26 protein-coding genes and 2 pseudogenes are annotated in these 23,447 nt (G+C 60.7%); 11 read left to right on the top strand and 17 right to left on the bottom strand.

Features of this window, described 5'->3' with window-relative positions; translation table 11 throughout:
* The first annotated feature begins 1 nt into the window (after nt 1).
* Complete coding sequence (locus tag SJY36_RS15105) at nt 2-1,429, top strand: sulfotransferase family 2 domain-containing protein (protein WP_386176199.1); 1,428 nt, start codon at nt 2-4, stop codon at nt 1,427-1,429.
* 6 nt (nt 1,430-1,435) lie between these two features.
* On the opposite strand, the gene SJY36_RS15100 is transcribed toward SJY36_RS15105, so the two are convergent.
* The 15 genes and pseudogenes from SJY36_RS15100 to pcaF all read right to left on the bottom strand — a co-directional run bounded on the left by SJY36_RS15100 (nt 1,436) and on the right by pcaF (nt 13,928).
* The gene (locus SJY36_RS15100) at nt 1,436-1,900 is read right to left on the bottom strand and encodes a PTS sugar transporter subunit IIA (RefSeq protein ID WP_005850566.1); all 465 of its coding nucleotides are present in this window, start codon (nt 1,898-1,900) and stop codon (nt 1,436-1,438) included.
* A gap of 42 nt (nt 1,901-1,942) precedes the next feature.
* Nucleotides 1,943-2,509, bottom strand: coding sequence for a ribosome hibernation-promoting factor, HPF/YfiA family (hpf, locus tag SJY36_RS15095; protein ID WP_005850565.1), 567 nt, complete (start codon nt 2,507-2,509; stop codon nt 1,943-1,945).
* Nucleotides 2,510-2,758: 249 nt separating this feature from the next.
* A complete protein-coding gene (gene lptB, locus SJY36_RS15090; RefSeq protein ID WP_386176197.1) occupies nt 2,759-3,517 on the bottom strand; it encodes an LPS export ABC transporter ATP-binding protein in 759 nt (252 codons plus the stop codon).
* Nucleotides 3,517-4,011, bottom strand: a complete 495-nt coding sequence (locus SJY36_RS15085) for an LptA/OstA family protein (RefSeq protein ID WP_005850563.1) — start codon at nt 4,009-4,011, stop codon at nt 3,517-3,519. Before SJY36_RS15085 ends, lptB begins: the two co-directional genes overlap by 1 nt.
* A complete protein-coding gene (lptC, locus tag SJY36_RS15080; RefSeq protein ID WP_009825618.1) occupies nt 4,008-4,616 on the bottom strand; it encodes an LPS export ABC transporter periplasmic protein LptC in 609 nt (202 codons plus the stop codon). The genes SJY36_RS15085 and lptC overlap by 4 nt, the downstream gene beginning before the upstream one ends.
* Nucleotides 4,617-4,622: 6 nt before the next feature.
* Nucleotides 4,623-5,585 carry an SIS domain-containing protein gene (locus SJY36_RS15075; protein WP_037942545.1) on the bottom strand — a complete coding sequence of 321 codons (963 nt, stop codon included), beginning with the start codon at nt 5,583-5,585 and terminating at the stop codon, nt 4,623-4,625.
* Nucleotides 5,582-6,196: a ribonuclease D gene (locus SJY36_RS15070; protein ID WP_005850559.1), complete on the bottom strand. Its 615-nt coding sequence runs from the start codon at nt 6,194-6,196 to the stop codon at nt 5,582-5,584. Before SJY36_RS15070 ends, SJY36_RS15075 begins: the two co-directional genes overlap by 4 nt.
* Nucleotides 6,197-6,251: 55 nt before the next feature.
* The gene (locus SJY36_RS15065) at nt 6,252-7,022 is read right to left on the bottom strand and encodes a PaaX family transcriptional regulator C-terminal domain-containing protein (protein WP_386176195.1); all 771 of its coding nucleotides are present in this window, start codon (nt 7,020-7,022) and stop codon (nt 6,252-6,254) included.
* The gene (gene paaZ / locus SJY36_RS15060) at nt 7,012-9,036 is read right to left on the bottom strand and encodes a phenylacetic acid degradation bifunctional protein PaaZ (protein WP_386176193.1); all 2,025 of its coding nucleotides are present in this window, start codon (nt 9,034-9,036) and stop codon (nt 7,012-7,014) included. The genes SJY36_RS15065 and paaZ overlap by 11 nt, the downstream gene beginning before the upstream one ends.
* Before the next feature lie 10 nt (nt 9,037-9,046).
* A complete protein-coding gene (locus SJY36_RS15055; RefSeq protein WP_180828449.1) occupies nt 9,047-10,111 on the bottom strand; it encodes a 2Fe-2S iron-sulfur cluster-binding protein in 1,065 nt (354 codons plus the stop codon).
* Nucleotides 10,112-10,114: 3 nt separating this feature from the next.
* A pseudogene (paaD, locus tag SJY36_RS15050) lies at nt 10,115-10,583 on the bottom strand (1,2-phenylacetyl-CoA epoxidase subunit PaaD).
* Nucleotides 10,577-11,299 (bottom strand): 1,2-phenylacetyl-CoA epoxidase subunit PaaC, encoded by a 723-nt coding sequence (gene paaC / locus SJY36_RS15045; RefSeq protein WP_217621263.1) that lies wholly within the window; start codon nt 11,297-11,299, stop codon nt 10,577-10,579. The pseudogene paaD and the gene paaC overlap by 7 nt, the downstream one beginning before the upstream one ends.
* A gap of 53 nt (nt 11,300-11,352) precedes the next feature.
* Complete coding sequence (gene paaB / locus SJY36_RS15040) at nt 11,353-11,697, bottom strand: 1,2-phenylacetyl-CoA epoxidase subunit PaaB (protein ID WP_005850550.1); 345 nt, start codon at nt 11,695-11,697, stop codon at nt 11,353-11,355.
* Between the two features lie 5 nt (nt 11,698-11,702).
* Complete coding sequence (gene paaA, locus SJY36_RS15035; RefSeq protein ID WP_009825611.1) at nt 11,703-12,695, bottom strand: 1,2-phenylacetyl-CoA epoxidase subunit PaaA; 993 nt, start codon at nt 12,693-12,695, stop codon at nt 11,703-11,705.
* 30 nt (nt 12,696-12,725) lie between these two features.
* Nucleotides 12,726-13,928, bottom strand: coding sequence for a 3-oxoadipyl-CoA thiolase (gene pcaF, locus SJY36_RS15030; protein WP_064217289.1), 1,203 nt, complete (start codon nt 13,926-13,928; stop codon nt 12,726-12,728).
* 252 nt (nt 13,929-14,180) lie between these two features.
* Between pcaF and serB the strand changes: the two are divergent.
* Nucleotides 14,181-15,057: pseudogene (gene serB, locus SJY36_RS15025) on the top strand (phosphoserine phosphatase SerB).
* A 62-nt stretch (nt 15,058-15,119) separates the two neighbouring features.
* On the opposite strand, the gene SJY36_RS15020 reads toward serB, so the two are convergent.
* Entirely contained in the window at nt 15,120-16,100 is a 981-nt protein-coding gene (locus SJY36_RS15020; RefSeq protein ID WP_386176190.1) for an asparaginase, read from the bottom strand.
* Between the two features lie 179 nt (nt 16,101-16,279).
* Here SJY36_RS15020 and SJY36_RS15015 point away from each other — a divergent pair, with 179 nt between their 5' ends.
* From SJY36_RS15015 to SJY36_RS15005, 3 genes are all read left to right on the top strand, one after another.
* Nucleotides 16,280-16,810: an invasion associated locus B family protein gene (locus SJY36_RS15015; RefSeq protein ID WP_386176188.1), complete on the top strand. Its 531-nt coding sequence runs from the start codon at nt 16,280-16,282 to the stop codon at nt 16,808-16,810.
* Nucleotides 16,811-17,002: 192 nt separating this feature from the next.
* Nucleotides 17,003-18,178: a 23S rRNA (adenine(2503)-C(2))-methyltransferase RlmN gene (gene rlmN / locus SJY36_RS15010; protein WP_037942562.1), complete on the top strand. Its 1,176-nt coding sequence runs from the start codon at nt 17,003-17,005 to the stop codon at nt 18,176-18,178.
* Nucleotides 18,179-18,368: 190 nt separating this feature from the next.
* Nucleotides 18,369-18,581, top strand: a complete 213-nt coding sequence (locus SJY36_RS15005; protein ID WP_005850541.1) for a hypothetical protein — start codon at nt 18,369-18,371, stop codon at nt 18,579-18,581.
* A gap of 14 nt (nt 18,582-18,595) precedes the next feature.
* Here SJY36_RS15005 and SJY36_RS15000 read toward each other — a convergent pair whose 3' ends face one another.
* Nucleotides 18,596-19,447, bottom strand: a complete 852-nt coding sequence (locus tag SJY36_RS15000; protein WP_386176186.1) for a TIGR00730 family Rossman fold protein — start codon at nt 19,445-19,447, stop codon at nt 18,596-18,598.
* Nucleotides 19,448-19,599: 152 nt separating this feature from the next.
* On the opposite strand from SJY36_RS15000, the gene dapD reads away from it, so the two are divergent.
* From dapD to SJY36_RS14970, 6 genes are all read left to right on the top strand, one after another.
* Complete coding sequence (gene dapD, locus SJY36_RS14995; protein WP_005850539.1) at nt 19,600-20,427, top strand: 2,3,4,5-tetrahydropyridine-2,6-dicarboxylate N-succinyltransferase; 828 nt, start codon at nt 19,600-19,602, stop codon at nt 20,425-20,427.
* Between the two features lie 61 nt (nt 20,428-20,488).
* On the top strand, nt 20,489-20,743 hold the full coding sequence (locus tag SJY36_RS14990; RefSeq protein WP_005850538.1) for a GlsB/YeaQ/YmgE family stress response membrane protein: 255 nt from the start codon (nt 20,489-20,491) through the stop codon (nt 20,741-20,743).
* A 61-nt stretch (nt 20,744-20,804) separates the two neighbouring features.
* Nucleotides 20,805-21,143 (top strand): hypothetical protein, encoded by a 339-nt coding sequence (locus tag SJY36_RS14985; RefSeq protein ID WP_005850537.1) that lies wholly within the window; start codon nt 20,805-20,807, stop codon nt 21,141-21,143.
* 139 nt (nt 21,144-21,282) lie between these two features.
* Nucleotides 21,283-22,428 carry a succinyl-diaminopimelate desuccinylase gene (gene dapE, locus SJY36_RS14980; RefSeq protein WP_386176184.1) on the top strand — a complete coding sequence of 382 codons (1,146 nt, stop codon included), beginning with the start codon at nt 21,283-21,285 and terminating at the stop codon, nt 22,426-22,428.
* Complete coding sequence (locus SJY36_RS14975) at nt 22,425-22,847, top strand: GNAT family N-acetyltransferase (RefSeq protein WP_005850535.1); 423 nt, start codon at nt 22,425-22,427, stop codon at nt 22,845-22,847. Before dapE ends, SJY36_RS14975 begins: the two co-directional genes overlap by 4 nt.
* Nucleotides 22,844-23,446 (top strand): TIGR04282 family arsenosugar biosynthesis glycosyltransferase, encoded by a 603-nt coding sequence (locus SJY36_RS14970; RefSeq protein ID WP_386176182.1) that lies wholly within the window; start codon nt 22,844-22,846, stop codon nt 23,444-23,446. Before SJY36_RS14975 ends, SJY36_RS14970 begins: the two co-directional genes overlap by 4 nt.
* Nucleotide 23,447: the final 1 nt, after the last annotated feature.

Below are 23,447 nucleotides of genomic sequence, written 5' to 3'. Positions count from 1 at the left end.
TATGAGTTCTAATTTCAAAAGCTTTGTCGTTTTTGCCGAAATGCGCACGGGCTCCAACTTTCTGGAGAGTAACCTGAACGCCTTTGACGGGATCACCTGCCACGGCGAGGCCTTCAACCCGCATTTTATCGGCTACCCCAAAAGCACCGAGATTTTGGGCATAGACCAGCAAACACGCGACGACGACCCGACAGAGCTGCTGGTTGCGATACGCGACAAGACCAAGGGCATCGGCGGGTTTCGCTATTTCCACAACCACGACCCGCGCGTTCTGGATCCGCTGCTGGAAGACGACACCTGCGCCAAGATCATCCTGACGCGTAACCCTGTCGAAAGTTACGTCAGCTGGAAGATCGCGCGCAGCACCGGTCAGTGGAAATTGACGGATGTGAAAGCGCGGAAAAAGGCGCAAGCCGTCTTTGACGAAGAAGAATTCTCGGACCACCTTGAGGCGCTTCAGGCGTTCCAGCTGACGCTGTTGAACCGGTTGCAGAAGCTGGGGCAGACGGCGTTTTACGTGGCCTATGAGGATCTGCAAAGCGTCGAGGTGATGAACGGTCTGGCGCGGTATCTGGGCGTGGATCACCCGCTAGAGGCGTTGGATAAAAGTCTGAAAAAGCAGAACCCCGACCCGATCTCGGCCAAGGTCAGCAATTATGACGATATGCTGGATGCGCTTGGCCGGATGGATCGCTTCGACCTGACCCGCACCCCAAATTTCGAACCCCGCCGCGGGCCGGTGGTGCCGTCCTATGTCGCGGCGGCCGAAGCTCCGTTGCTTTATTTGCCCTTGCGCAGCGGGCCAGAGCCGCAGGTGCTGGACTGGATGGCAGCGCTGGATGGTGTCGGGCGGGACAAGCTGCAAACTAAGTTGAACCAGAAACAGTTACGCCAATGGAAGCGCCGGCATCCCGGTCACCGCAGTTTCACCGTGCTGCGGCATCCGGTGGACCGTGCGCATGACGCGTTCTGCCGGCACATCGTGACCACGGACAAAGGCAGCTACCCGCAACTGCGCACGACGTTGATCAACCGCTACAAGCTGCCGCTGCCGAAAGGCGAACCGGACAACAGCTATGACGCCGATGCACATCGCGCGGCGTTCAAGGCGTTTCTGACTTTCCTCAAGGGGAATCTGAACGGGCAGACAGCAATTCGTGTGGATCAGGCATGGTGCACGCAGGCGCAGGCGGTACAGGGGTTCGGCGAATTCGCCTTGCCCGACCGGATCATCCGCGAGGATGCGCTGGCCGCAGAGCTGTCAGCCTTGGCGCAAAGCGTCGGGGTGCAACCGCCCGCAACCTTGCCCGCACGATCCGCAACCCACCCCTATGCGCTGGCCGACATCTATGATGCCGACATCGAAAAACGCGCATCCGACGCGTACCAGCGGGACTATATGATGTTCGGGTTCAAAAGTTGGGGGTAGCGCCGCTTAGGCGGCCTGCGTTGCCTGTGCTTCGGTCAGGATCGCGTAAAGCGTGGCAGGGTCGGGGTTGGCCCGCAGCTTAGAGCAGACAGAGGCATTGCGCAGTGTACGCGACACCAGCGCCAGCGCCTTGAGGTGTTCGACACCCGCGCTTTCAGGGGCAAACAGGGCAAAGGCGATATCGACCGGCTGGCGGTCGACCGCGTTGAAATCGATCGGCTTGTCGAGAAGCACAAAGGCCCCCAGCACATTGTCCAGACCTTCAAGCCGCGCGTGGGGCAGCGCGACCCCGTGGCCCACGCCTGTCGGACCAAGGGATTCGCGCGTCATCAAGGCTTCGACCACCGCGGCGGCTTTCAAACCGTAAGCATTATGCGCCAGCTCCCCGATATCGTGGAGCAGGCGTTTCTTACTTGAGGCCGATGTGAGGACTTTGACAGCCCCCGGCTTTAGGAGTTTCGCAAAATTCATTCTGCTCGCTCTGTTCTCGGCCGCTGATGGGTCCGGTTTGTGTTACGACGGATCGATCCAGCCGATGTTGCCGTCATCGCGACGGTAGACAACGTTTACGCCTTCTTGACCGTCTTTGCGGAAGACCACGACAGGCGTTCCCGAAATTTCCATCTGCATCACAGCTTCACCCACAGACAAGGTCGCGATCTTGGTCTGCATTTCCGCGATGATCATGGGTTGGAGTGTTTCGGGTTCCTGCGCGTCTGAATCGCTTTCTGAGGCGAGGATATACGAGGATGCACCGAAAAGTTCAACCGGTTGCGCACGCTCGCGATGGTGATCTTTCAACCGTCGCTTGTAGCGCCTCAGCTGCTTTTCCATCTTTGCTGCACATGAATCGAAAGATCCATAGATATCAGTAGCATGCGCTTTCGCTGACGCCGTAAGGCCAGTCGATAGGTGCACCGTCGTTTCGCAGACGAACTCGTGACCGGATTTGGAAAAGATGACATTCGCGTCCGTCGGACGCTCAGCATACTTCTGGACAGCTTCGCCCAATTCCGTTTTCACATGCGTTTGCAGGGCTTCGCCGATGTCGATTTGTTTGCCACTGATTTGGTACCGCATAAATTCTCCTTGTTCTTATGATCCGGACAACACCATAGGCCGCATAAAATGCGGTAAAGGCGGGGTCAGATGCGGGTGAATGACGATGCGACGAGTTTGAGAGACACCATCCCTTTGGGAAGGGGGGGATGCAGCACAAACATGATACGCCGTCTCGCCATAGTCCTATTGAGCGCGTGATTGGGCCGCGTTGTCAAATGAATCCGGCGCATGGATGTGCGGAAACTAGCGCAATATGTCTGTAGTTGATTAGGAAATGCGGAAGTTATCGCCCAGGTAGACCCGGCGCACATTCTCGTTCTGCACGACCTCTTCGGGGATGCCGGACATCAACACAGTGCCTTCGTGCAAGATGTAAGCACGGTCCACAATATCCAATGTTTCCCGCACGTTATGGTCGGTGATCAGCACGCCGATGCCGCGCTTTTTCAGATCGGCAACCAGATGGCGGATGTCATCCACCGAAATCGGGTCCACGCCCGCAAAGGGCTCGTCGAGCAGCAGGTATTTGGGATCGGCCGCCAGACAACGGGCGATTTCCACGCGGCGACGCTCCCCGCCTGACAGGGCCAAGGCCGGCGCACGGCGCAGGTGTTCGATGGAAAATTCCGACAGCAAGGCTTCAAGCCGTTCACGCCGCCCGCGCGCGTCAGAGACAGAGATATCCAGAATCGCCGAGATATTGTCTTGCACGCTCAGCCCGCGAAAGATGCTCATCTCTTGCGGGAGGTAGCCGATGCCAAGCTGTGCGCGGCGATACATCGGCAGGGTGGTGACGTTCTTGCCATCAATCGTGACAGTGCCGCCTTCGGGCATGACCAGCCCGGCCACGGCGTAAAACGTGGTCGTCTTGCCGGACCCGTTCGGCCCCAGCAGGGCAACAACCTCGCCCCGGTTCAGCTCCATCGAGAAGTCGCGGATGACAGTTTTCTTGCGGTAGGATTTACGCAGATGTTCGATACGCAGACCGCTTGCGCCATCCGTGACCGTCAAATTCGGGGAAGACATCAGTTGTTGCTGCCCGTTTGCAGGATTGTTTTCACGCGGCCGGACATCTGCGCCGTGCCGTCCGACAGCTTGACGCTCATCGTGTCAGAGCTGAGCGCATTGCGCCCTTGGGTCAGCAGCACGTTCCCCGACATCACGATTGTGCCCGTGTCGATGTCGTAATCCGCGCGCTCTGATTCGGCGGCGTCCTTGCCCGAGACAAGGGTCACACCGCCCGTCGCTTCAAGCCGCGCGATGCCTTCGGCCTCGGCACGATACACAACCAGAACGCGTGCGGCGGACAGGCGCATCTCGCCCTGACCGATTAGCACATTCCCAGTGAAAACAGCCGATCCGTCCCCTTGATCGACGGACAGGTTGTCGGCGGTCACCTCGACGGGCAGGCCGGTATCCTGACGGATCGACCCAAAGGCCACATTGGTCCCTTGTGCGGCGATTGGCATCGCGGAAAGGAGCAGGAAAACGGGCAGCAGTAGGTGTTTCACGTGCGTCACTCTGATTTGGATTTCGGTTTGTATATCAGCTTCACCCGGTTTGTGAAAACCAATTGGGGGGCGGTTTGTTCATCTGTTTGCGTTATCGACATGGCACCAGCCTCCAACGTACCACCTGGGGTAGTGCCGTGGACCGCGCCCGGCGACTGGATATTCAGCCCCGACAGGTCTGACGTGATCTTTTCGCTTTGCAGCCGGTATCCGGTCGAGGTCGTCAGGATCACCTTGCCCAGCAGATCGGCCACGTCCTCGGCGATGTCAAAATCGGCGAGATCCGATTGCAGGCGAAAGGTCGATCCCTCGGGGGTGTTGATTGTCGCACGCAGGTTTTCGGCGTGGTTCATGCCGGTCTGCCCGTCGGGGCGGGTGAGCACATCGGCATAGAACGACAGCTCGTCCCCCTCTGACGTTGCGCCGGTAAAGAAGGGGCCGGTGATCTGCTGGTCGCGCAGGCGATCTTGCACCTCTTTCTCGGCAAAGGGGATGGCCTGCCCGGGATCAATCGCGCGCGACAGCAGGAACAGGGTCGACAGCAGGCCAAGCGCTGCCAAGGGGAACAGCACCTTGAGCCAAGAGATCAGCCTTGTGTAACGGTCCCCCTGCATCGCGCCCTAGCCCAGACCGACGCGTAGGCAGTCGTGGATATGCAGCAGACCTGCGGGGATGTCCCCTTGGGCGGGGTCCAGCACCAGCAGACAGGTGATCTTGCGGGCGTTCATGATGCCCACGGCCTTTTCCGCCAGCGCGTCGGGTGCGACGGTGACAGGGGTCGGCGTCATGACCTCGCGCGCGGTTTTGGACATCAGCCCGTCAAGGTGACGCCCCAAATCGCCGCTGGTGATGATACCGGCAAGCGCGCCGTTGCTGTCGGTGACAATCACCACGCCAAAGGATTTACTGCTCATCGCCATCAGCGCGTCGGACATCGGGGCATCGACCTGCACCAGCGGAAGCGCATCGCCCGTGTGCATCAGATCAGCGACACGGCTAAGCCGTGCGCCAAGTTTGCCACCGGGGTGGAATTCGCGGAAATGTTCGGCGGTGAAGGCGCGGTTTTCCATCAGGGCAATCGCCACAGCATCCCCCATCGCCAGTGTCATCGTGGTCGATGTCGACGGCACCACGCCGGTCCCGCAGGCCTCTGCCAGTTGCGGCAGTTCCAGCACCACGTCGCATTGCGCGCCAAGGCTGCTTTGCGCGCGGCTGGTGATACCGATCAGCGGGATGGAAAAGCGGCGCGAATAGGCGATCAGATTGGCAAGCTCCGGCGCTTCGCCCGAGTTCGAGATCGCAAGCACCACATCATCGCCGGTGATCATCCCCAGATCGCCGTGGCTTGCCTCGGCAGGGTGGACGAACTGCGCGGGCGTGCCGGTGCTTGCCAGCGTCGCGGCGATCTTTTTGGCGATATGGCCGGACTTGCCGATGCCGGTGACAATCACCCGCCCACGGGTCGCGACCAGCAGGTCGATCGCCTGACGAAAACGGTCGTCCAGACTGTCGGCCAGTTGTTCAAGCGCTTGGGCCTCGGTGCGGATGACGCGGCGGGCGGTATCTAGGAAAGGTGTGGTCATGCGTGTGCAAAAATATCCGTTTCGGGCCAGCCGTCCAAATCGAGTTGGGCACGGGTTGGCAAAAATTCAAAACACGCTTGCGCGAGCTCGATGCGTCCTTCGCGGATCAACATCTGGTTCAGCACGTCCCGCAGCTTGTGCAGGTGCAGCACGTCCGAGGCGGCATAGTCGATCTGCGCTTTGGTCAGCGTCTCGGCACCCCAATCACTGGATTGCTGCTGTTTGGAGATATCGACGCTCAGCAGTTCTTGGCAGAGTTTGGCAAGCCCGTGGCGGTCGGTATAGGTGCGCACAAGGCGGCTGGCGATCTTGGTGCAATAGACCGGCGCGGCCTTGGCTCCAAAGGTGTTCAGCAAAGCGGCGATGTCAAACCGGCCATAGTGGAACAGCTTGAGCACATGCGGGTCTTCAAGCAGGGCACAAAGATTAGGGGCCTCGGTCTGGCCCTTGGCGATCTGGACCAGATGCGCGTTCCCGTCACCGCCGGACAGCTGCACGACACACAGCCGGTCACGGTGCGGATGCAGCCCCATGGTTTCGCAATCTATCGCGACCATCGGTCCAAGGTTCAGCCCGTCGGGCAGGTCATTTTGGTAAACTGTATTTGTCATGCCCTCCCTATATCCCGACGGCGCGCGTTGGGAAAGCATCGCTTTCTGCGCGGGCTCAGGCGGTGGCGATTTCCGGCAGGTCGGGGCGTGGGTAGGCCGCGAGCAGGGCAGCAACCCTTTGATGCGCGACCAGACCGGCCCAATCATCGCGGATCAGCGGACGCGGCAGCGCGGGGTGCTTCAGCGCAAGGCGGCGCCAATTATGCACGATCAGGCAGCGCAGGGTCGCAATTTGCAACGGCGTTAGCGTGTCGGCACCAGCAAGATCGCGCGCGACATGGTGCAAGGCGTCTGACAGCTGCGCATAGCTTTCGGCAAGGGAGGCAGGCTCTAGCTGGCGTTTCATCCAGTCGGGGGCAGCCTGACCGGGCAGCGTGGCGGCATCTTTCGGCACAGGCAGGGCGGCGTCCCCGACATAAAGACGCGGCATCAACGTGGTGAATCCCGCCTTTTCCAGCGCGCCGGTGTCGGTGTCATCGGTCACGACCATTTGCCAGTGCTCGGGCAGATCGTCAGGGGTGGCATAGATCCGGCCACTGGCCGCCTGACTTTGGGCGCGGCCTTCGGGGGTGAGGCTGTGATGGCTGATCCGCCCGTGTTTCTCGGAGGCGATCCATTTGTCCTTGCGCAAACGATGCAGAGCCACGCGCGCTGCCTCGGGGCGGACGTCCATCGCCGACATGATCGCCGACAGCACCGGCCCGCCGATGATCTGCCCTTCCTGTCGGGCCAGATCACCAAAGAGACTGATCATAAGGGACCAGACGCGCTGGCCGCCAAGGTCTTTCAGAGGGGCGATCGCAAGGTCAAAGTCGTCAATAGGCATTCATCGTCAGCAATTCATACTCGGCCACGGCGGCATCATCCTGATTGGTCAGGGTCACGTGCCAGCGTACCTCACCGTATTCGTCATTGCGAGGCGTCTTTGCCTTGACGCTGAGCCGGACCTTGATGCTGTCGCCCGCCTGCACCGGTGCCATAAAGCGCAGGTTGTCCAGCCCGGTATTCGCTAGCACAGGGCCGGGGTCAGGCTGCACGAACAGCCCTGCGGCAAAGCTCAGCAGCAGATAGCCATGGGCAACACGGCCCGGAAAGAACGGGTTCGCCTTGGCGGCAGCGTCATCCATATGCGCGTAAAACGTATCACCGGTGAAATGGGCGAAAGTCTCGATATCCTCCAGCGACACGGTGCGGCTGGCAGAATTGAACGTCTCGCCCAGATCCAGCGCGCCAAAGCGGCGGGTGAACGGGTGGTCGCGGTCCGAAATCTCGGTCGCGCCGGGCACCCATTGCTTGCCGATGGCGGTCAGAATATCGGGGCTGCCCTGAATGGCGGTGCGCTGCATATAGTGCATGACGCCGCGCACGCCGCCCAGTTCCTCGCCGCCGCCTGCACGCCCCGGACCCCCGTGGACCATATGGGGCAGGGGGGCACCGTGGCCCGTCGCCTCGGCCATCGAGTCGCGGTTGTTGAAATAGAGCCGCCCGTGAAACGCGCCTGCGCCCATGACCATGTCGCGTGCGGTCTCGCCGTCGCGGGTGATGATGGAGGCGACCAGTGACCCTTTGCCTTTGTTCAGCAGCGCGATGGCGTGATCGGTGTCGCGGTAAGGCATGATGGTGGACACAGGGCCAAAAGCCTCGGTGTCGTGCACATGCGTGGCGGCATCGGGATCGGCGCAGTGGAACAGCATCGGCGGGACAAAGGCACCTTTCTGGGCATCCGCGCCCTCGACCGCAAAGGCATCGGGGTCGCCAAAGACACGCGTCGCCTCTGACCCGATCAGGGCGGCTTTCTCAAGAACGTCGCGGCGCTGCGATTGCGAAACAAGCGCGCCCATTTTCGTGCCTTCAAGACGGGGATCGCCGATGGCGACTTTGGCCAATCGGTCCGACAGCGCAGCGATCAGCGCATCCACATGGGGTTGCGGTACCATGATCCGGCGGATGGCGGTACATTTCTGCCCCGCCTTGGCCGTCATCTCGCGCTGGACCTCTTTCACAAACAGATCAAACTCGGGCGTGCCGGGGCCCGCATCAGACCCTAACACAGAGGCATTGAGACTATCCTGTTCAGACGCGAACCGGACGGAGCGTTCGACCAACACAGGGTTGCTGCGCAGTTTCAGCGCGGTTTCGGCAGAGCCGGTAAAGCTGACGACATCCTGACAATCGAGGTGGTCCAGCATATCGCCCAAGCCCCCCGTCACCAACTGGATCGCGCCGTCTGGCAGAATGCCGGATTGGATCATCAGGCGGAAACAGGCCTCGGTCACCTGACAGGTGGCGGTGGCGGGTTTGACGATGGCAGGCACCCCGGCCAGCAGCGTCGGGGCGAGCTTTTCCAACATGCCCCAAACGGGGAAGTTGAAAGCGTTGATATGCACCGCAACGCCCTGCAGCGGTGTGCAGATGTGGCGGCCCATGAACTGACCCGCGCGGCCCAGCTGTTCGACGGGACCGTCAAGATAGACCTGATCATCCGGCATTTCGCGGCGACCTTTGGCGGCGTAGACCTGCATCGTACCGATCCCGCCATCCACGTCGATCATGTGGTCAGCCTGCGTGCCGCCTGTGTCGAACGACAGCTCGTACAGGCTCTGTTTATGGTCATTGAGGTAGAGCGCGACGGACTTGAGCATCCGGGCACGGTCGTGAAAAGTCAGCTTGCGCAGGGCAGGGCCGCCGGTGTCACGGGCATAGGCCAGCATCGTCTGAACCTGCAGCGCGTCATTGCCGGCTTGGGCGATCACATCGCCGGTGATCGCACTTGCGATGTTGCGTGCACCGGCACCGGGGTTGATCCATTGTCCGGCGGCAAAGCTTTGGATATCGCGCATATTGGGCCCCTTAGTGATGGTCGTAGTCAATGAAAAGCGTGTCGCTCAGCGGATAGCTTTGGCAGCTCAGCCGGTATCCCCGTTCGACTTCGTAGTCCTCCAGCGCGTGGTTCGACAGCATCTCGACCTCGCCTTCGGTGACCTTGCACATGCAGGTCGAACAGACCCCCGCCTTGCAGGCAAAGGGCGCATCAAGGTTATTCTCTAGCGCGGCATCCAGCACCGACTGCCCTTTCGCCATGGTAAAGCTGTGTTGCGCGCCGTCGATTTTCACGGTCACCTGCGTTTGCGCCTGACCTTCGCTGCGCTTGGCCATTTCCTGTTTCGCCAGACGGCCCTGTTGGCTTTCGCTGAACAGTTCGAACTTGATCTGTTCAGGCTCTAACCCGTGGGTTTTCAGGGCATCCGCGATGGCCAACATCATCGGCTCCGGCCCGCAGATAAAGGCCATGTCCATGTCCGATACGTCGATCCAGGTCTTGAACAACTCGGCGCATTTATTCTGGTCTACACGGCCGGTGAACAGGTCGATGTCCTGCCCGCTTTCCAGCATGTGGATGACGCTCAACCGGCCCATATAGCGGTTCTTGAGATCCTCCAGCTCTTCGCGGAACATGATCGTGTTCACAGCGCGGTTGGCATAGACCAGCGTAAAGGTCGATTTGGGCTCGCGTTTCAGCACCGTCTTGAGGATCGACAGCACGGGCGTGATCCCCGACCCGCCGGCAAAGCCAAGGTAATTCCGCGCGCGATCAGGCTCTAACCCGGCGGAAAACGTGCCTTGGGGGGGCATGGCATGCAGCGTATCCCCGACCTTCAATACCTCGTTCGCAAAGGTAGAGAAGGCACCGCCATCGACCCGCTTGATCCCCACTTGCAGCACGCCGTCGTCCAGACCGGCGCAAATGGAATAGTTGCGGCGCAGCTCGGTCCCGTCGAAATCCTGTTTGAAGGTCAGATACTGACCCTGCTTGAAGGCAAACGCCTGCGGGTCTTCGGGTTGTAGGGTCAAGACCACCGCGTCGCGGATGGTGCGGTGAATATCAGTCACTAATAAGGGGAGAAATTGGCTCATGGGTCAGATACACTTAAAATAATCGAAGGGTTCCAGACAGTCGGTGCAGCGCCATTGCGCCTTGCAGGGTGTCGATCCGAACTGGCTGATCTTTTCCAGATGCGTCGATTGGCAACGGGGGCAGCGTTCGGGGCCACCTGCGGGTTGGGGCGGGGCGATGCCGTAGCTTTCCAGCTTGGCGCGGCCCGCGTCGGTCATCCAGTCAGAAGGTCCAGGCAGGCGAAAGCTGCCGCTTTAGAGCCAGTTTTTCGATCCCGTGCCCGCGCAATGCCGTTTCGATATCAAGGTTGATGATCGTCGTCGCGGGGCAGCCGGAGTAGGTCGGCGTCACCGTGACCTCTAGCGTGTCACCCTGCCATTGCACATCGCGGATAATCCCCAGATCGGTCAGCGAGATTACCGGAATCTCGGGGTCCGGCACGGCGTGGAGCCAGCCCCAAACAGTCTCTAACGAAGGCTTTTCGACTACCATGTCGCATCCGGGTAGGCGCGTTGCAGCCATTGCATCTGCGTCAGCATATGCCCCAGATGTTCCGAATGGCGTTTACCGGACTTGCCGCCGCGATGGCCGAAATCGCTTTCGGGCCGTGTTAGCGTGGCGGCGGTGAAGACATCGTTCACCAAGGTATCATAGGCGGCGCGCAGGGAGGCAGGATCGGGTGCAATGCCTGCTGCGACCATAGCCTCGTCCACAGCGTCCGCGACGAACATTTCCCCGACATAGGGCCACAACAGGTCCAGCGCGTTCTGCATGCGGCGGTGGCTTTCCTCGGTGCCGTCGCCAAGGCCGATCACCGTGTCTGTCGCGCGCTCCAGATGGTAGGTCACCTCTTTGCTCGACTTTTCCGCGATGGCGGCGATCTGTGCATCGCTGCTTTCCATCAGGGCGGTCAGCTGCGACAGGTGCCATGCGTCAAACAGGAACTGGCGCATGATCGTCTGGCCGAAATCGCCGTTGGGCTGTTCGACCAACAACAGATTGCGGAAATCCCAGACGTCACGGTGAAAGGCAAGCCGATCCGCATCGCGACCCGCGTCTTCGACCTTACCCGCCAGATCCAGCCAAAGCGTGGTCTGGCCGATCAGGTCCAGCGCGGTATTCGCCAGCGCGATGTCTTCCTCCAGCACAGGGGCGTGGCCGCACCATTCCGAAACGCGGTGCCCCAGAACAAGGGTGTTATCCCCCATCCGGCATAGAAATTCGAACAAATTTCCTTTGTTAGGATCTATATTTGCCGTGCTCACATCGCCCCCACTTCGTCTGGAATGTCAAAGAAGGTGGGGTGGCGGTAGACTTTGTCGTTAGCGGGCTCGTATAGCGGGCCTTTTTCCTCGGGCGAGGAGGCGGCGATATGGGCGGCCTCGACGACCCAGATGCTCACGCCTTCGTTGCGGCGCGTATAAACATCGCGGGCATTCTTGATCGCCATTTCGGCGTCAGCGGCGTGAAGCGACCCGACGTGGCGATGGCTCAGCCCGTGCTGACCGCGAATGAAAATCTCGAATAGGGGCCATTCATCGGCGCGCGCCTTGCCGTGGTCGACCGCTTGGGTGCCGGGGTAGGGTTTTGCTTCTGGGCTGCTCATCTTGCTTACTCCGCTGCCAGTTTCGCGGCGCGTTTCTTCGCCGCATGTGCCATCAAACCGTCCCGCACCCACGCGCCGTCGTCCCACGCCTTGTTGCGCGCGGCGAGCCGTTCGGTATTGCAGGGGCCATTGCCCTTGAGCACGTCAAAGAATTCGTCCCAATCGGGCTGGGTAAAGTCGTAATGCCCGCGTTCCTCGTTCCACTTAAGATCGGGGTCGGGAACGGTGAGGCCCAGATATTCGGCCTGCGGGACACATTCATCGACGAACTTCTGACGCAGCTCGTCGTTGGAGTTCATCTTGATCTTCCACGCCATCGATTGCGCCGAATGGACGGAATTTTCGTCCGACGGGCCAAACATCATCAGCGCAGGCCCCCAGAAGCGGTTCAGCGCGTCCTGCGCCATCTTGCGCTGCGCGTCTGTGCCCTTCGCCATCTTCATCATGATGTCGTAGCCCTGGCGCTGGTGGAACGATTCCTCTTTGCAGATACGCACCATCGCGCGTGCATAGGGGCCGTAGGATGTGCGTTGCAACGGCACTTGGTTCATGATCGCGGCCCCATCCACGAGCCAGCCGACAGCCCCCATATCGGCCCATGTCAGGGTCGGATAATTGAAGATAGAGCTATATTTCATTTTGCCCGACAGAAGGTCGCGGGTCAGCTGGTCACGGCTGACCCCCAGTGTTTCAGCGGCGCAATAGAGATACAGACCGTGGCCTGCCTCGTCCTGCACCTTGGCGAGCAGGATCGCCTTACGCTCCAGCGTCGGGGCACGGGTGATCCAGTTGCCTTCTGGCAACTGGCCCACGATTTCCGAATGCGCGTGCTGGCCGATCTGCCGGATCAGGTTCTTGCGATACCCCTCCGGCATCCAGTCTTTGGGTTCAATCTTGCCGCCCGCATTTATCCGTTCCTGAAAGGCGCGTTCCTGCGGATCCATCTCTTCGAGAGATTTGACACCTTGGCCGGTGGATTTGATCATCTGTGCATACATCGTTCAGATCCTTTCAGGGGGATAATTGCGTTAAGCGCGTTCGAGGATGATAGCGACGCCTTGGCCGACGCCGACACACATGGTGCACAGCGCATAGCGGCCGCCTGTGCGTTTCAACTGCAGGGCTGCGGTCATGACCAGACGGGCACCGGACATCCCCAACGGGTGACCGATGGCAATCGCGCCGCCGTTGGCATTCACATGAGGCGCATCATCCGCCACGCCAAGCGCGCGCAATGTGGCGATCCCTTGCGACGCGAATGCTTCGTTCAGTTCAATCACATCCATCTGGTCGATGGTCAGACCTGCGCGGGCCAGAACTTTCTGACTGGCAGGAACAGGGCCGATGCCCATGACGCGCGGTTCAACACCGGCGGCAGAGATCCCGACAACGCGCGCAATCGGGGTCAACCCGTGCTGCGACGCCGCCGCCTCAGAGGCCATCAGCATCGCCGCCGCGCCGTCGTTGACGCCAGAGGCATTGCCCGCAGTCACGGTCAGGTCGGGGCCGTTGATCGGGCGCAGCTTGGTCAGCGCGTCAATCGTGGTGCCGGGGCGCGGGTGTTCGTCGCGGTCAAAGACAATCGGGTCGCCCTTGCGCTGCGGGATCGACACGGGGGTGATCTCGTCGGCGAAAACACCGGCCTTGTCCGCCGCTTCCCAGCGGTCCTGACTGCGCTTGGCAAAGGCGTCCTGATCTTCGCGGCTGATATCATAATCCGTAGCCACGTTATCGCCGGTTTCGGGCATGGATTCGACGCCGTATTGCGCCTTCATCTTGGGGTTCACAAAGCGCCAGCCAATGGTGGTATCATAGACAGCGTTGTTGCGCGAGAAGGCGGTTTCCGCCTTGGGCATCACGAAAGGCGCGCGGGTCATGCTTTCGACACCGCCGGCAATCGCCAGATCCATGTCGCCGGCCTTGATCGCACGGGCCGCGACGCCGACCGCATCCATGCCAGAGGCACACAGACGGTTGATCGTTGCACCGGGCACATCGACCGGCAGGCCGGCCAGCAGGGCCGCCATACGGGCCACGTTACGGTTGTCTTCGCCGGCCTGGTTGGCACAGCCAAAGATCACGTCATCGATTTTGGACCAATCCAGATCAGGATTGCGGGCCATCAGTGCGGCAATCGGTGCCGCTGCCAGATCATCGGCGCGGACCGATGACAATGCGCCGCCAAAGCGGCCGATGGGTGTGCGCTGCGCGTCACAAATAAAAGCGTCCATGAAAGTCTCCCTTGGTTGACGAGCGTAGGGATAGTCGCGATTCGACGCAACTTAAATGTTACCTGACATTTTTCAGTTTGCATATTTTGTAACATAAGAGCGGACAGGATAACGCGCAAGGAGGTCTGTTCGGGCCGCTTGGGCAAGGCGCGCAACCTTCCCCCGCAGGAGCGCTGGAACAGGGGTGGAAACCCCGTTAAAACAATGCGCAAGATGCGCCCCAGACTGATTTGACCCGAACGGACCTGACCCATGCATAGTGTGACCCTTCTAACCTCTCCTCAACGCCCGCAGCTTGAGGCGTCTCTGGTCGATGCCGTGCGCAACGCATGGGGCGGCGGGGATGCGGTCTGGCTTGCTCCGGACGAGGCGGCGGGCTTTGACATGAAGCGGATGCCGGGCAATCGCTGGGATGTCTGGGCCGAATGTCAGGGGATGGGGGTCGATCTGGTGATCACCCCGTCGGAAGGCCGCCGCAAGAAGATGCTGCTGGCGGATATGGACAGCACCATGATCCAGCAGGAGTGTATCGACGAGCTGGCAGATGAAGCCGGGGTCGGGGACCGCGTCAAAGATATCACCGCCCGCGCCATGAACGGAGAGCTTGATTTCAACGCCGCCCTGCGCGAACGGGTTGGTCTGTTAAAAGGGTTGGACGAGGCGGTGATCACCCGCGTGCTGGCCGAACGGATCACCCATATGCCCGGCGGCAAGACCCTGATCGCCACGATGAAGGCAAATGGTGCCTATGCGGCGCTTGTGTCGGGCGGTTTCACGGCGTTCACCGCCGCCGTGGCAGAGGCGCTTGGCTTTGATGAGAACCGCGCGAATACGCTGATCGCATCGGATGGCGTGCTGACGGGCGACGTCGGCGTGCCGATCCTGGGCAAACAGGCCAAGGTCGATGCGCTGGAACAGATCACCGCGCGGCTGGGGCTGTCAGAAGGACGACGTGATTGCCGTGGGCGACGGGGCAAACGATCTGGGCATGCTGGCGCGCGCGGGCATGGGCGTGGCGCTGCACGCCAAGCCCGCCGTGGCGGCGGAATGTGACGTGCGGATCAACTTTGGCGATCTGACGGCGCTGCTTTATGTGCAGGGGTACGCCAAGGACGAATTCGTCATCTAGGCGCGCAAGCTGCATGGGGCGCTGCCCCATACCCCGGGATTTTTAACCATTTGGAAGCGATGTTACGCAAAGCCAGCGGCAGGCTTGAGCGTGCCCGTGATGATGCCGCGCCGGTTTTCTATCGGGGCATTGCGGTATTTCAACGCTTCGGGGTGGTTCGGGTCGAGCGCGCCGAGTTTGACCAGGATCGAGGTGATCGCGCATTCGGCCGCGCGTTTGGTGCCACAGGCCGCCTTGAGAGCCACGCCGATGTTCTGATCCGGCAGGATCGCGATGAAGAACCCCTCGGCCCCGGTTTTGAGCGCGACCTTGCCGTTCATCGCGCGCATCAGATTGGTGCAGGCGCGGGTCTCGCCGGCGACAAGGTCGGGGTGCAGGCGCATGGCCTGATGCAGCCGCGCCTCGGCCGACCCATCAGGAGCAGCGGCGAAATGCGCCATGGCGCGGGCCATACCATGTAGCGTGGTTGCAAAATTCGGGACAGAGCAGCCGTCGATCCCGAAGCCGGGCGAGGTGGTGCCGGTCACACGCTCGAACGCCTCGAGACAGGCGCGTTGCACCGGGTGGTCCGGCTTTTCATAATCCGCGCCGCCGCCCATATGAGCGTTGACCGACAAGAAGCCCGCGTGTTTGCCGGAACATTCATGGTGGATCTGGCAAGGCTGGGTGTCAGAACACACCAGTGCATTGCGCGCGGCCTCGTCACCGGGAAGTGCCGTGCCGCAGCGAAAGGCGCTGTCGTCCAGCCCCAACGTCTTGAGCCAGTCAGAGATGATGCCCACATGCAAATCCGCCGCCTGATGGGACGCGCAGGCCAGCGCCAGATGTTGGGGCCCAAGGCCATAGGCATCGGCGGCACCGGACTGGATCAGGGGCAGCGCCTGGATCATCTTGGCAGAGGAGCGCGGCAGGATCACCGTGTCGGGATCGCCCCAAGTCTGCAGGATCTGACCGCTGCTGTCACAGACCACCGCATGACCCGAATGCACGCTTTCCAGAAACGGACCACGCCAGATTTCAGCAAAGGGGGCTGCTTGGGTCATGAATTATCCTTTTCGTTGGCGAATTCCTGCCAATCAGGGTTTCGTGTGTCGCCTGTTTGCCGTTATTATGCTTGTTGACGAGAGAAATACAGTTCCTTTGATCAAGAGCGCCTCCCGAAGGGCTGCCATTGGGGAATTGTTGTGATGTTGAGGTTAATGGCGGCTGGAGGCCCAGGTAGATGATGAACTTTAGGACGATTGGTTTTGCGGCGGCGCTGGCGGGTCTGAGCGCAGGCAGCGTTTTCGCGCAAGCGCAAAGCACGAACCGCGTGGCAGCAGAGACGGACTGGAGCGTATTCGTCGAAGACAACCCGACCGAATGCTGGGGCGTGTCCACGCCGAAGGAATCCGTGAACTCCCGCGATGGTCGCGTTGTGGCGGTGAACCGTGGCCAGACGCTGCTGATGGTCTTTTACCGTCCAAGCGCGGGGGCCAAGGGGCAGGTGGCCTTTACCGGCGGCTATCCCTTTGCTTCGGGGTCGACGGTCAACATGAACATCGGCGGCACCACGTTCGAGCTGTTCACCGAAGGCGAATGGGCCTGGCCTGCGACCACCGAGGACGACAACAAGATCATCGCCGCGATGAAACGTGGCGCGGATGCCAAGCTGATGGGCCGTTCCGGGCGTGGGACACAGACCGAGGACACGTTCTCGCTTCTGGGGTTCACAGCTGCGGTTGAAGATGCGGCCAAACGCTGCGGCGGCTAGGTTTTTCCGCCTGAACTGATCGCAAAGCCCTGCCATTGGCGGGGCTTTTTCACACCAAGGGTTTGGTCGATAAATCGGCCATGACGGGCGAAGCTATGCACTCAGCCCGGCCCAGCAATGCGGCGTTTCCTTTTGATTTAGGGAAAAATCCCTATATAGAGCGCTCAAACCCCTGCACACCGGAGAATCCCCATGTCTGCGACCGCGCCGATTACTCAAGATGTCATGACCATTCCGCGTAAGCAGGCGGAGGGGCCGGTGAACCTTGTCGGGTTGACCCGTGATGCCATGCGCGCCGCGTTGATCGCAGAAGGCACGCCTGAGAAACAGGCGAAGATGCGTGTGGGGCAGATCTGGCAGTGGATCTATCAATGGGGCACCCGCGATTTTGCCGATATGACTAACCTGTCGAAAGCCTTCCGTGCCGAGCTGGCCGAGAAGTTCGTGATCGAGGTGCCCGAGGTCGTGACCAAGCAGGTGTCCGAAGACGGCACGCGCAAATATCTGGTGCGCATCGCGGGCGGCCATGAGGTCGAGGTGGTGTATATTCCCGAAGAGGGGCGCGGCACCTTGTGCGTCAGCTCTCAGGTCGGCTGCACGCTGACCTGTTCCTTCTGTCACACTGGCACGCAAAAGCTGGTGCGCAACCTGACCGCGGCCGAGATTATCGGGCAGGTGATGGTGGCGCGGGATGATCTGGGCGAATGGCCCGTGCCCGGTACGCTGACCGATGCGCCGCGGCTGTTGTCCAACATCGTGCTGATGGGCATGGGCGAACCGCTGTATAACTTTGAAAACGTGCGCGACGCGATGAAGATCGCGATGGACCCCGAGGGGATCCAGCTGTCGCGCCGCCGGATCACCTTGTCGACCTCCGGTGTTGTGCCAGAGATCGCGCGCACCGCCGAAGAGATTGGCTGCCAGCTGGCTGTATCTTTCCACGCCACCACGGACGAGGTGCGCAACAAGCTGGTGCCGATCAACAAACGCTGGAACATCGCCGAGCTGATCGAGGCGCTGCGGGCCTACCCCAAAGTCAGCAACTCTGAACGGATCACGTTCGAATATGTCATGCTGGATGGTGTGAACGATTCAGACGCCGATGCGCATCGTCTGATTGAATTGATCCGCGGTATCCCCGCCAAGATCAACCTGATCCCTTTCAACGAATGGCCCGGCGCGCCGTATAAGCGGTCGTCGAACAACCGCATTCGCGCGTTCTCCGAGATTGTGTATCAGGCAGGCTACGCCTCGCCCGTGCGTAAACCGCGGGGTGAAGATATCATGGCGGCCTGCGGTCAGTTGAAATCGGCGACAGAGCGTGAACGCAAGTCCCGCAAGCAGATCGAGGCTGACGCGGGGATGTAACCGCCCTTAATTCAACGTGAAATCCACGATGCAGCCGTCCCGAATGGGGCGGCTGTTTGCATTTCAAGGCGTTTGATTGTGGCGGGGTCACCCTGAAATGACCTTGGGCCTGCCACATTTAAGCAGAAATTAAGTCATCATCGCCCAGAATATTGTTTCCATCGACAACACAATCAGGAGCGATACTGCGATGACTGTTATTATCAAGAACGACGCCTTTATCACTGCCGATGTACTGGCGCTTGTGACCCGCGAACGCGAAAGCGCCTTGTCCTACCGCGAATGGAAACATCGTCTGGCCGGCTATGGCTATGGGGTACGTGACACGGACCACGGGTCCGTTCTGGAAACGCTGCCGCATCACGTTGAGGTCTGTGTGCTTCCGGCCGATCTTTGCGCCTGATCTGACCGGGGTCTTTATTTTGAACGCCCGGGGACTTCATCTCGGGCGGGGGCTGTATCCCAGTTTTCGATCAGCTTCATCGCCTCGTCGGCGGTTTCAACGAATTGGAACAGGTCCAGATCCTGATCAGAGATCGTGCCCGCGTCTGCCAGCGCATCCCAGTTGATGATCTTTTCCCAGAAGGTACGGCCGAACAGCAGGAACGGCACACGGCTCATCCGGCCTGTCTGGATCAGGGTCAGCGTTTCGAACATCTCGTCCAGCGTGCCAAAGCCGCCGGGGAAGACACAGATCGCCCGCGCGCGCATCAGGAAATGCATCTTGCGGATCGCGAAGTAGTGAAAGTTAAAGCACAGCTCCGGTGTGACATATTCATTCGGGGCCTGTTCGAAGGGTAGAACGATGTTCAGCCCGATAGATTGCCCGCCGGCGTCGACGGCACCACGGTTGCCTGCCTCCATCACGCCGGGGCCACCGCCAGTGACGATCACGTTGTCTTGCCCGTCACTCTCCATCGATTTCAGCGTCATCAGCCGCGCGAATTCGCGGGCCTCGTCATAGAAATGGGACAGATCGGCCAGTGTTTTGGTGCGGGCCTTGTCTTTATGGGCAGGGGCGGGAATACGCGCGCCGCCGAATAGAACGATGGTGGATTTCACACCATGGGCGTCCAGCTCCATCTCGGGCTTGAGCAATTCCAGTTGCAGCCGGACGGGGCGCAGCTCCTGACGGCACATGAAGTCGTCATCGGTAAAGGCCAGCCGGTATGCCGGGGCGCGCGTTTGCGGCGTGTCGGGTACATCCTGCGCGGTGGCGCGGTCGTCGCCGGCCTTGCGCAAGGGGTGGCGTTTGGATTCGGTCATCATACTCTCCGGTCTGTGCGGGCGACGGGTGCCCTTTGCTGCAACATGCCTGCCTTTGCCGCAAATGACCACGCCATCCGACGTCATTGCACCACAGCCCCGACGACTGTATAGCCAAGCGCAACATTTGACCCTCATTCGCCGGAGCTACACCCATGTCGAACGCCCAACTTGAAACCGCCATCGAAGCCGCCTGGGACGCCCGTGACACGATCACTTCGGCCACCACCGGCGAAACACGTGACGCGATCGAAGACACGCTGGCCGCGCTGGACAGCGGCAAGCTGCGCGTTGCCGAAAAGATGGAGAACGGCGACTGGCATGTGAACCAATGGGCCAAGAAAGCGGTCCTGCTGGGCTTCCGCATCAAGGATATGGAACAGCAAGACGGCGGCCCGCAGGGCAGCGGTTGGTGGGACAAGGTCGATAGCAAGTTCAAAGGCTGGAACGATGCCGACTGGAAAGAGGCGGGCTTTCGCGCCGTGCCCAATTGTGTCGTGCGCAAATCGGCCTATATCGCGCCGGGCGTCGTGCTGATGCCGTCCTTTGTGAACATCGGCGCCTATGTCGACAGCGGCACAATGGTGGATACATGGGCGACCGTCGGGTCGTGTGCGCAGATCGGCAAGAACGTCCACCTGTCGGGTGGCGTTGGCATCGGTGGCGTGCTCGAGCCCATGCAGGCTGGCCCGACAATCATCGAAGACAACTGCTTTATCGGTGCGCGTTCCGAGGTGGTCGAAGGCTGTATCGTCCGCGAAGGCTCCGTTTTGGGGATGGGGGTCTACATCGGCCAGTCGACCAAAATCCTCGACCGTGAAACCGGCGAAGTCTTCTATGGCGAAGTGCCAGCGGGGTCGGTCGTTGTGGCGGGGTCCATGCCGTCGAAGAACGGTGTGCACCTTTATTGCGCCGTGATCGTGAAGCGCGTCGACGAAAAGACCCGCTCCAAAACCTCGATCAACGAGCTGCTGCGCGACTAAGGGAACCTTTTCACAGACCTGTGAGTTCACTCTATGAAACAAGATTTATGGAGAATTTGAAATGACAGGTCTGGGTTGGTTCGCAGCAATAATCGTCGGTGGTCTGGCCGGTTGGATCGCGGAAAAGATCATGAAGTCCGATATGGGGCTGATCATGAACATTATTCTGGGGATCATTGGCGCGATCGTTGCCAACTTCCTGCTGATGACAATCGTCGGTGCGACCTTGGGTGGCTGGATTGGTCAGCTGGTCGTCGGCGTCATCGGGGCCTGCCTGTTGATTTGGGTCACACGTTTGGTACGCGGACGTAGCTGACCCTTTTCAGACGACACAGAACACGATAGGGCTGCCGCATCTTAATGCGGTGGCCCTTTTTATGTCTGACCAGAAGAAACCCAAGAAACCGTCACGCCAGCAGGTCTATACGCTGCTGGTCGAGATTGGCCGCAAAGAGGGCGACGGCCTGCCGGACAAGGCGACGGGCGCTGCGCTGATGTGCTTTGCCTCGGGTATCGACGAAGCGGAAGCCGTGCGCGAGACGGTCGCCATCCTGAAACAGGCCGATACCAACCCGCTGGACGTGACCGGATATGGCACGATTGCGGACCGCGAGGCCGAAGGCCACGAGATTGACGAAGACGAACGGGCCTTGATGGCGCGGGCGCTGGACGAAAACTCTGTCATTATTGCGCAGATGACGCCTTTCTTCGACTAAGGTTCCTGCGCGGCTTTGCAGCGCTGGCGTAGGCTATGTGGCTCACCGCTTTGTGTATTTCCGCGCTGCCCCTTGGCTTTGGTGGATTTTCCCCACAAATGTAGGGCGACACCGCGACACACGCCGAAGGAGCCCTGATATGTCCAGCATCGATCCCGTAGACCTGACCGCCAAACTGGTGCGTTGCCCGTCGGTCACCCCCGCAGATGGGGGCGCGCAAGAGGTGCTGTTCGATCTGCTGACCGAGGCGGGGTTTGACTGTGCCTGGGCGGACCGTGGCGGGATCAAGAACCTCTTTGCGCGTTGGGGCAACAAGGGCAACACCCGCAGCTTTGGCTTTAACGGTCACACCGATGTCGTGCCCATCGGGAACGAGGCCGACTGGACGATGCCGCCTTTTGGCGCAGAGATCAAAGACGGCATCATGTACGGGCGCGGCACCACCGATATGAAATCCGGTGTGGCAGCCTTTACCGCCGCGGCCATCGACTTTGTCCGCGACACGCCCCCCGATGGGTCCATCGTGCTGGCAATCACCGGTGACGAGGAAGCCGAAGGCATCGACGGCACCCGCGCCTTGCTGGATTACATGCAAGAGGCGGGCGAACGGATGGATGTTTGTCTGGTAGGGGAGCCGACATGTCCGAACAAAATGGGCGAGATGATCAAGATCGGGCGACGCGGGTCGCTGAACGCGCGTTTTCGCGTGATCGGCAAACAGGGCCATGCGGCCTATCCTCACCGCGCCAATAACCCGATGCCTGCGATGATGCGGCTGATGGATCAGCTTGCCTCGCATCAGCTGGACGAGGGGACGGACCATTTCGATCCTTCCACGCTGGCGATTGTCACCGTCGATACCGGCAACCCCGCGACCAACGTGATCCCGGCTGAAACCCGCGCGACGGTGAACATCCGTTTTAACGACAAGCATTCGGGCGCTAGCCTGACCACCTGGCTGGAGGAACAGGCCGCCGCGATCCGCGACAGTTTTGGCGTGCAGGTCGAGCTAAAGGTCAAGATTTCGGGCGAGAGCTTTATCACGCCACCGGGTGAGCTGTCTGATCTGGTGTCCAAAGCGGTGCAGGCAGAGACGGGGGTGACGCCTGAACTGTCCACCTCTGGCGGGACGTCGGATGCGCGGTTCATGAAGCACCATTGCCCTGTGGTTGAATTCGGGCTGGTTGGTCAGTCCATGCACGAGGTCGACGAAAACGTCGAGGTGGCGCAGATCCACCAGCTCAAATCCATCTATACCCGCATCCTGAAGGACTATTTCGCATGACCGCCCATATCGCCGTGACCGAAGACCTCGCCAGCTGTCACCTGCTGCGCCGGATCGTTTTTATCGAAGAGCAGAACGTGTCGGAAGCCGATGAAATGGACGACCGCGATGACGACGCGACGCATTTCCTTGCCACCGAGGAAGAGCTGCCGATCGGCTCTGCGCGAATGCATATCAAGGGTGATACGGCCAAGATCGGGCGCGTATGTGTGATCAAATCCCACCGCGGTACGGGGCTTGGCGCGGCGCTGATCCGCGCGGCGGTAGACGAGGCGCGCAAGGATCCTGCCGTGCGCTTCGTGAAGCTGGGCGCGCAGCTGCATGCCTTGGGGTTCTACGAAAAGCTGGGGTTCGTGGCACAGGGGCCGGTCTTTGACGACGCCGGCATTGATCACCGCGAGATGGTGCTGTCGCTTTGAACCGCACGCTGGTCATCATGGTGAAAGAGCCGCTGCCGGGGCGGGTCAAGACGCGGCTTGGCCGTGATCTGGGCATGACTGCTTCCGCGTGGTGGTTCCGGCATCAGACCCGCGCGTTGATCCGCCGTGTGCAAGACCCGCGCTGGCAGGTGGTGCTGGCGGTCGCGCCGGATCGGGCAGGGCTGTCCAGCCGTGTCTGGCCCGCGCATCTACCGCGCTGGCCGCAGGGGCGCGGTGATCTAGGCGACCGTATGGGCCGTATGCTGCGTGCTGCGCCCCCGGGGCCGGTCTGTGTCATCGGGGCGGATATTCCGGGTGTGACCGCGGCGCGGGTGGCCGATGCGTTTCGCGCGCTCGGGTCGCATGACGCGGTGTTCGGGCCTGCACCGGACGGGGGCTATTGGCTGGTCGGGCTGAAACGCGCCCGCCCCGTGCCGCCGCGCCTGTTTGAAAACGTCCGCTGGTCCACGGAGCATGCGCTGGCCGATACCGTCGCCACGCTGCCCGATCACCGCATCGCACAGGTCGCCACATTGCGGGACGTGGATACAATCGACGATTTGCCCATGACGAAGCGGGGTGCGCGTGCTACCTCGTGAA

Source organism: Sulfitobacter sp. R86518, assembly GCF_042466275.1.
GTDB classification, from domain to species: domain Bacteria; phylum Pseudomonadota; class Alphaproteobacteria; order Rhodobacterales; family Rhodobacteraceae; genus Sulfitobacter; species Sulfitobacter pontiacus.
This window is presented reverse-complemented; position numbering and strand designations above follow the sequence as displayed.

Bases quoted from the DNA above. Each gene is read 5' to 3' on its own strand.
- SJY36_RS15105 (WP_386176199.1), top strand. From the start codon at position 2: ATGAGTTCTAATTTCAAAAGCTTTGTCGTTTTTGCCGAAATGCGCACG.
- SJY36_RS15100 (WP_005850566.1), bottom strand. From the start codon at position 1,900: ATGAATTTTGCGAAACTCCTAAAGCCGGGGGCTGTCAAAGTCCTCACA.
- hpf (WP_005850565.1), bottom strand. From the start codon at position 2,509: ATGCGGTACCAAATCAGTGGCAAACAAATCGACATCGGCGAAGCCCTG.
- lptB (WP_386176197.1), bottom strand. From the start codon at position 3,517: ATGTCTTCCCCGAATTTGACGGTCACGGATGGCGCAAGCGGTCTGCGT.
- lptC (WP_009825618.1), bottom strand. From the start codon at position 4,616: ATGCAGGGGGACCGTTACACAAGGCTGATCTCTTGGCTCAAGGTGCTG.
- SJY36_RS15075 (WP_037942545.1), bottom strand. From the start codon at position 5,585: ATGACCACACCTTTCCTAGATACCGCCCGCCGCGTCATCCGCACCGAG.
- SJY36_RS15070 (WP_005850559.1), bottom strand. From the start codon at position 6,196: ATGACAAATACAGTTTACCAAAATGACCTGCCCGACGGGCTGAACCTT.
- SJY36_RS15065 (WP_386176195.1), bottom strand. From the start codon at position 7,022: ATGCCTATTGACGACTTTGACCTTGCGATCGCCCCTCTGAAAGACCTT.
- paaZ (WP_386176193.1), bottom strand. From the start codon at position 9,036: ATGCGCGATATCCAAAGCTTTGCCGCCGGACAATGGATCAACCCCGGT.
- SJY36_RS15055 (WP_180828449.1), bottom strand. From the start codon at position 10,111: ATGAGCCAATTTCTCCCCTTATTAGTGACTGATATTCACCGCACCATC.
- paaC (WP_217621263.1), bottom strand. From the start codon at position 11,299: ATGGGGGATAACACCCTTGTTCTGGGGCACCGCGTTTCGGAATGGTGC.
- paaB (WP_005850550.1), bottom strand. From the start codon at position 11,697: ATGAGCAGCCCAGAAGCAAAACCCTACCCCGGCACCCAAGCGGTCGAC.
- paaA (WP_009825611.1), bottom strand. From the start codon at position 12,695: ATGTATGCACAGATGATCAAATCCACCGGCCAAGGTGTCAAATCTCTC.
- pcaF (WP_064217289.1), bottom strand. From the start codon at position 13,928: ATGGACGCTTTTATTTGTGACGCGCAGCGCACACCCATCGGCCGCTTT.
- SJY36_RS15020 (WP_386176190.1), bottom strand. From the start codon at position 16,100: ATGACCCAAGCAGCCCCCTTTGCTGAAATCTGGCGTGGTCCGTTTCTG.
- SJY36_RS15015 (WP_386176188.1), top strand. From the start codon at position 16,280: ATGATGAACTTTAGGACGATTGGTTTTGCGGCGGCGCTGGCGGGTCTG.
- rlmN (WP_037942562.1), top strand. From the start codon at position 17,003: ATGTCTGCGACCGCGCCGATTACTCAAGATGTCATGACCATTCCGCGT.
- SJY36_RS15005 (WP_005850541.1), top strand. From the start codon at position 18,369: ATGACTGTTATTATCAAGAACGACGCCTTTATCACTGCCGATGTACTG.
- SJY36_RS15000 (WP_386176186.1), bottom strand. From the start codon at position 19,447: ATGATGACCGAATCCAAACGCCACCCCTTGCGCAAGGCCGGCGACGAC.
- dapD (WP_005850539.1), top strand. From the start codon at position 19,600: ATGTCGAACGCCCAACTTGAAACCGCCATCGAAGCCGCCTGGGACGCC.
- SJY36_RS14990 (WP_005850538.1), top strand. From the start codon at position 20,489: ATGACAGGTCTGGGTTGGTTCGCAGCAATAATCGTCGGTGGTCTGGCC.
- SJY36_RS14985 (WP_005850537.1), top strand. From the start codon at position 20,805: ATGTCTGACCAGAAGAAACCCAAGAAACCGTCACGCCAGCAGGTCTAT.
- dapE (WP_386176184.1), top strand. From the start codon at position 21,283: ATGTCCAGCATCGATCCCGTAGACCTGACCGCCAAACTGGTGCGTTGC.
- SJY36_RS14975 (WP_005850535.1), top strand. From the start codon at position 22,425: ATGACCGCCCATATCGCCGTGACCGAAGACCTCGCCAGCTGTCACCTG.